The sequence below is a fragment of the Geminicoccus sp. genome (genome assembly GCF_035556675.1).
Classification (GTDB): Bacteria; Pseudomonadota; Alphaproteobacteria; order Geminicoccales; family Geminicoccaceae; genus Geminicoccus.
The window spans coordinates 1-5,613 of sequence record NZ_DATMFZ010000074.1 but is presented as its reverse complement, the minus strand read 5'-3'; the positions used below and the strand labels follow the sequence as shown (position 1 = coordinate 5,613).

At 69.5% G+C, this 5,613-nt stretch carries 5 protein-coding genes and 1 pseudogene; 2 read left to right on the top strand and 4 right to left on the bottom strand.

The window, feature by feature from the left end; all coding sequences use genetic code 11:
* Positions 1 to 267: pseudogene (locus VNS22_RS05845) on the bottom strand (alpha/beta hydrolase); the annotation flags it as partial.
* A 164-nt stretch (positions 268 to 431) separates the two neighbouring features.
* Between VNS22_RS05845 and VNS22_RS05840 the strand changes: the two are divergent.
* Complete coding sequence (locus tag VNS22_RS05840; protein WP_325730535.1) at positions 432 to 908, top strand: MarR family transcriptional regulator; 477 nt, start codon at positions 432 to 434, stop codon at positions 906 to 908.
* A 14-nt stretch (positions 909 to 922) separates the two neighbouring features.
* On the opposite strand, the gene VNS22_RS05835 is transcribed toward VNS22_RS05840, so the two are convergent.
* Complete coding sequence (locus VNS22_RS05835; protein ID WP_325730533.1) at positions 923 to 1,681, bottom strand: winged helix-turn-helix domain-containing protein; 759 nt, start codon at positions 1,679 to 1,681, stop codon at positions 923 to 925.
* A gap of 160 nt (positions 1,682 to 1,841) precedes the next feature.
* Positions 1,842 to 3,461, bottom strand: coding sequence for a GMC family oxidoreductase (locus VNS22_RS05830; protein ID WP_325730531.1), 1,620 nt, complete (start codon positions 3,459 to 3,461; stop codon positions 1,842 to 1,844).
* Positions 3,462 to 3,704: 243 nt separating this feature from the next.
* Here VNS22_RS05830 and VNS22_RS05825 point away from each other — a divergent pair, with 243 nt between their 5' ends.
* Entirely contained in the window at positions 3,705 to 4,871 is a 1,167-nt protein-coding gene (locus VNS22_RS05825; RefSeq protein ID WP_325730529.1) for a GAF domain-containing protein, read from the top strand.
* A gap of 30 nt (positions 4,872 to 4,901) precedes the next feature.
* On the opposite strand, the gene VNS22_RS05820 is transcribed toward VNS22_RS05825, so the two are convergent.
* On the bottom strand, positions 4,902 to 5,613 hold a 712-nt coding region (locus tag VNS22_RS05820), incomplete at its 5' end, for an alpha/beta fold hydrolase (RefSeq protein WP_325730527.1).

The window sequence follows — 5,613 nt, the reverse complement described above, 5'->3', positions numbered from 1 at the left end:
GCGGTCGAGCACCCGGCGCGTCGCCGCGACGTCGTCGGCCAGCGAGGTCAGCGGGTTCTGGACGATGGTCACGCGATAGCCGCGCGCCGTCAGCTCGTCATACACCCCGCGCCAGCCCGAACCGTCGGCGAACGCGCCGTGAACCAGCACGACATTCCTGGGCACCTGGTCCACAGGCTTGCCATCGGACGGTTCGGCATGGGCCGGGCCCGCGACACTCACCGCGGCAGCGGCAGCGATGGCGAGCTTCTGGATCCTGCTGATCATGGGTGCATTCCTAGCCAGGGTGGTCGGGGAACAAGGCTGCATCATTCGCGACAATCATTATCGCGATAACTAACTAGGTAACGACGAGTCGCTCTCTTGTCCACAAAAATTTATCGCGATATGTGTTATCGCGGCTCCCGTAATCGGACGGGGAGGAGCTTGCCATGACCGAGGACGCAACCGGCCCGGTGCCGCTGGACGACCAGCTCTGCTTTGCCGTCTACTCGGCAGGCATGGCCATCCAGCGCGCCTACAAACCCCTGCTCGACGGGCTCGGGCTGACCTACCCGCAATATCTCGTGCTTAATGTCCTGTGGCGCGAGGACGGCCAGACCGTCGGCGGCATCGCCGAGCGGCTGGCGCTCGAGTCGAGCACGCTGACGCCGCTGCTCAAGCGGCTCGAAGCCGCCGGCCTGGTCCGCCGGACGCGCAACCCCGGCAACGAGCGGCAGGTCATGGTCGAGCTGACCGGACGGGGCCGCGATCTTCGCGCCCGGGCCGGCTGCCTCGGCGAGGCGCTGCTCGCGGCATCGGGGCAGTCGCCTTCCCAGCTCGCTGAGCTCAACCGCGACATCAGGCGGCTGCGCGACGCCGTCTACCGCCATATCGGCAGCCAGAGCATCGCGCAGCCGGAAGCCTGACGGCCCGGCCGGTCTCAGAACAGGATCTCCACGTCCGCGTCCAGGACATAGCCCAGGCCGCGTTCGGTCCTGATCAGCCGGGGGGCGGAAGGATCGGTCTCGATCTTGCGTCGCAGCCTCAGCACCTGGACGTCGATGCTGCGATCGAAGATGTCCTCATGCGTCCTGGTCGCCCGCAGGAGATGGACCCGGGAGAGCGGCCGGCCCGGTGCCTCGAGAAATGCCACCAGCAGGGCGAACTCCTTCCTGGTCAGGCCGACGATCGCACCTGCCGGGTCCTTCAGGACCCTGGCGCGATAGTGCAGCTCCCAGCCATGGAAGCGGTAACCACCCCTGAGCGGCTCTGCCATCGATTGCCGGCCCGCCTGCTGGCGCCGCAGAATGGCGCGGGCACGCGCGAGCAGTTCGCGAAGGTCGAGCGGCGCACAGAGAAAGTCGTCCGCACCGAGCTCGAGCCCGAGGACGCGGTCGATATCGTCCTCATGCTGCCCGGTGATCAGGATCACCGGGACGTCGGAGCAGGCCCGGATCTGGCGCAACAGGTCGAAGCCGTCGAATGCTGCCGGCCAGACATCCAGGACCACGAGGCTGAACTGGTTGGACTGCAGATGACGCGCCATCTCGCTGCCGGACGAACCGACGGCGAGGTAGCGATGATCCGCAAGATAGCTCGTGATCATGCTGCGGACATGGGAGTCGTCATCGACCACCAGCACACGGCGCAGGAGCTGCCATGACGGCAGTGCTCGGGCCTGGCACGGTCTCACGTTCACCAGATGCTGCATCGGACCAGGAACTTCCGGTTCGGGCGGCAGGCGCGCGGGACCCCGTCGGGGCGGCCGGCCAGGCCGGTGGCTGCAAGGAAGCTTCGCGGCTGCTGCCGTTGTTCCCCTGGGCTTGCCGCCAGGGGGGATCGCCTTCAGCAGGCGATGGTCATAGGCCATGCGCCGCGCGGAGCATCTGGGCGGCCCGCTCGCCGATGACCGCGCAGGGGGCCTGGGTGTTCCCGGTCGTCACCCGTGGCATGATCGAGCCGTCCGCCACGCGCAGCGCCTCGATGCCGTAGACCTTGAGCGCGCCGTCCACGACGGACAGCTCGTCCCGCCCCATCTTCGCGGTGCCGCTCTGGTGCCAGTAGGTGACGGCGGCATCGCGGATATAGGTTTCCAGCGCCGCGCCGCTGAGCGCACCGGGCATGGCCTCGCGCCGGACGAAGGGCGAAAACGCCCGGGCATTGCCCAGGGCACGGCACAGGTCGACGCAGGCCCTGGCGGTCGCCATGTCCGCGGGCTCGGCCAGCATGTTCGCGTCGATCACGAGCGGGCTCATCGGATCCGCGCTCTGCAGGCGCAGGCGGCCGCGGCTCTGGGGGTGCGCCAGGCCGGCGAACATCGTCCAGCCATGCGCCGGCACGCCCAGCGCCGCGGTCCGCTCGCTCGGCACGGGGAACTCGACCTGGCAGAACAGGAGGTCCGGTGCGTCCAGGCCAGGACGACTCTTCCAGTAGAGCGTCGCCTCGCTGCCGCTGTTCCGCGGGGCGATCGGTTCCCGATATTCCCAGGTGCAGCCGAACGACACGTGGTCCTGAAAATTCCGCCCCACGCCCGGCAGGTGCTGCACCACCGGGATCCCGAACCGGCCGAGTTCCCGGAGATCGCCGATCCCCGAATGCATCAGCAGCTTGGGCGTCTGGATGGCGCCCAGCGACAGCACGACTTCCGCGCCCGCCCCAATCGTCTCGACCTGCCCCCCACGGACGATTTCGACGCCGATGGCGCGCCGGTCATGGATCACCACGCGGCGCACGACCGTGTCGGTCAGCACCGTCAGGTTGGGCCGGTCCAGCCAGGGCCGGACATAGGCGCGATAAAGCGAATGACGCCGGCCGCCGCGAACCAGCATGTCGGAGATGGCGGCACCCCCATCCCCTTCCATCATCCGACCGTTCGGGTGGGCGAAGGTCGGGATGCCGAGCTCTCGGGCCGCGTCGAGCATGGCGTGGGCGACCGGGCTCGGATCGGCGGCCGGCTGGACCCAGACCGGCCCCGAACTCCCCCGGTAACGGGGGTCGGGCATCCCCTGCCAGTTCTCGATCCGGCGATAGATGCCCAGCACCGCATCGTAGCCCCAGCCGGGGTCGCCCGATGCCGAGGCGAAGAAGTCCCAGTCGCTGCGGTGCCCACGCGCCCAGACCATGACATTGACGCTGGAGCCGCCGCCCAGCCCTTTGCCCATCGACATGGCCAGCGTGCGGCCGTTCAGATGCGGGTTCGGCTCCGCCTGGAACCCCCAGTCCCGCGCGCTGCCCAGGTTCTCGGGCCACCGGGCCGGGTCCAGCACGGTCTCGGCATCGTCGCTGCCGCCGGCTTCGACCAGCAGCACCTGGACAGCCGCGTTCTCCGCCAGGCGCCGGGCCACCACCGAGCCGGAGGCACCGGCACCGCAGACGATGAAGTCGTAATGGGACCGAAGCCCGGCAGTCAGCCGTGCCTGGTTCTCCCGTGCCCGCCGGGAAAAATCTCGATCCTCGGGAGAAGCGGCTTCGTTCACCATCTGCAATGTCCTCCTTGCATGACCGGGCTTCATGCACGCGGGGGCGTGCTCCGGACGATGCGGCCGGTTCCGTGGCCAGGGGGCGCTGTCATGACGAGGCCCGCTGGCATTTGAGCCGTACAGCCGATTATCAATTCTATCAAATTTAGCAAGTGTTTCATTTTTTGCGGCAACCGCTATGCTCAAGAGCCAGCCGGCAGCGGCAGGCGGTGGCGCGCTCCGGTCGGCCGCGGAAGGAACGTGATGGGCAAGGCGCAGAAGGACATCCTGACCACGGCCGACACGGCCAGGCTGCTCGGCGTCTCGGTGCGTACGGCCCAGTTGCTCATCGAGGGCGGCTCCATCCCGTCATGGAAGACGCCGGGCGGGCATCGCCGCGTTTATCGCGCCGACATCGAGGCGTTGATCGAGGGCCGACCACCCGCCACGCCCCTGCCATCCGCGACCGCCGTGGTCCTGGCATCGGCCGATCGGCTGCCCTGCTACGAACTCCTGTTCGCCGGCATGGGCGAATGCACGGCAGAGCTCTTCACCGACACCCATGCAGCGCTCCTTGCGATCGGCGCCATCCGCCCCTGCGCCGTGCTGGTCGATCTGGCGGATGCGGATCCTTTGCGGCTGGCGTTCCTGCAGAGCGTCCTGGCGGACCCGTTGCTGGGCCACAGCCGGATCCTGGCGGTGGCCGACGGGCCGGTCGCGGGTGCCGACGGGCAGGGCCGGGTGATCCGCAGCGGCACGCCGGAACAGGCGGTAGCCGCGCTGCGCCGCTCTCTGGCCGATGCCGGACCTGTGACGGTGCCGACCGGCACCGCCTTTCCGATCGCGCTCAACGAGGGCCAGCGGCTGGCGGCGCTGGAGCGCACCGGGCTGCTGGACACGGCACCCGAGGAGGCGTTCGACCGGGTGACCTGGCTGGCCGCCCAGGCGCTCGGCGCACCGATCTCGCTGCTCACCCTGCTCACGCCCACGCGGCAGTGGTTCAAGTCGCGCTTCGGGCTGGATCTTCCGGAGACGCCGCGGAGCTGGGCATTCTGCAACTACACGATCCTGCAGAAGGCCGTCTTCTCGGTCGAGGATCTGGCGAGCGATCCGCGCTTTGCCGACAATCCGGCGGTCGCGGGCGAACCCGGGCTCCGCTTCTATGCCGGCACGCCGATTCTCGACAATGAAGGCTTCGCCGTGGGCTCGCTGTGCGTCATCGACTATCGGCCCCGGGTGCTGCAGGAGCACGAGGCACAGGCCCTGCTGGCGCTCGCCGCCCTGGCGTCCACCGAAGTCCGCCTGCGCGTGACCGAGCGGCGGCTGCGTGACGCCCTGCGGCGGGCAGAGCGGCCAGCCGGGGCCAGGGGCGGTGCTGCCGCCACCGGACCCGGCATGGCCGTCAGTCACCGAGCCGGTCACCGCCCCTGACGCCGGCCTGCGCCGCCGCCAGCACCGCTTTCACCACCAGCTGCCGGCCCTCGACCGGGACTCGGCGGCGGCTTCGGGTGCGGTGCCCCAGCCCAGCCGGTCCAGGAATCGCAGCAGCGCCGCATTGACCGCATCCGGTCGTTCGAGCGTGGCGGTATGCCCGCAGCCCGGAATCGTGACCAGCTCGGCCTGGAGAATCTCCGCCATCGTACGGCTCTCCTCCGGCGGCCGCGCACGATCATGCTCGCCGGCGATGACCAGCGTGGGCGCCACGATGTCCGGCAGCAGGCTGAGCGCGTCGGTGCGGCCGAAGATCACCCGTCCCAGCGGCACGATCGACCGGCGCAGGGCTTCGGCATCGAAGCCGTGGATCTGCTGGCGCAGCCGGTCCGGCAATGCCGGCAGGCGCTTCTCGATGTCCGGGGCGAAGAACAACGGCGTGATCGCCGCGACCAGTTCCTCGCTGACCCGGCCGGCGGCCTCGATCTGGTCGAGCATCGCTGTGTAGGTCAGCCGGGTGGCCCAGGGTTCCTCCCCGAGATGGGTGTTCATCAGCACCAGCCCGGCGACCCGTTCCGGCGCACGCGCGGCAAGATGCGCGCCCCACATGCCGCCGACCGACGATCCGATGACGACGCAGCGCCCGATCTCGAGCCGGTCCAGCAGCTCGACCATGTGCCGGGCCAGATCGGCCAGCGTGCGCGTGCCGTGCGGCAACGGCCCCGACCCGCCATGACCCCAC

Bases quoted from the DNA above. Each gene is read 5' to 3' on its own strand.
- VNS22_RS05830 (WP_325730531.1), bottom strand. From the start codon at position 3,461: ATGGTGAACGAAGCCGCTTCTCCCGAGGATCGAGATTTTTCCCGGCGG.
- VNS22_RS05825 (WP_325730529.1), top strand. From the start codon at position 3,705: ATGGGCAAGGCGCAGAAGGACATCCTGACCACGGCCGACACGGCCAGG.
- VNS22_RS05840 (WP_325730535.1), top strand. From the start codon at position 432: ATGACCGAGGACGCAACCGGCCCGGTGCCGCTGGACGACCAGCTCTGC.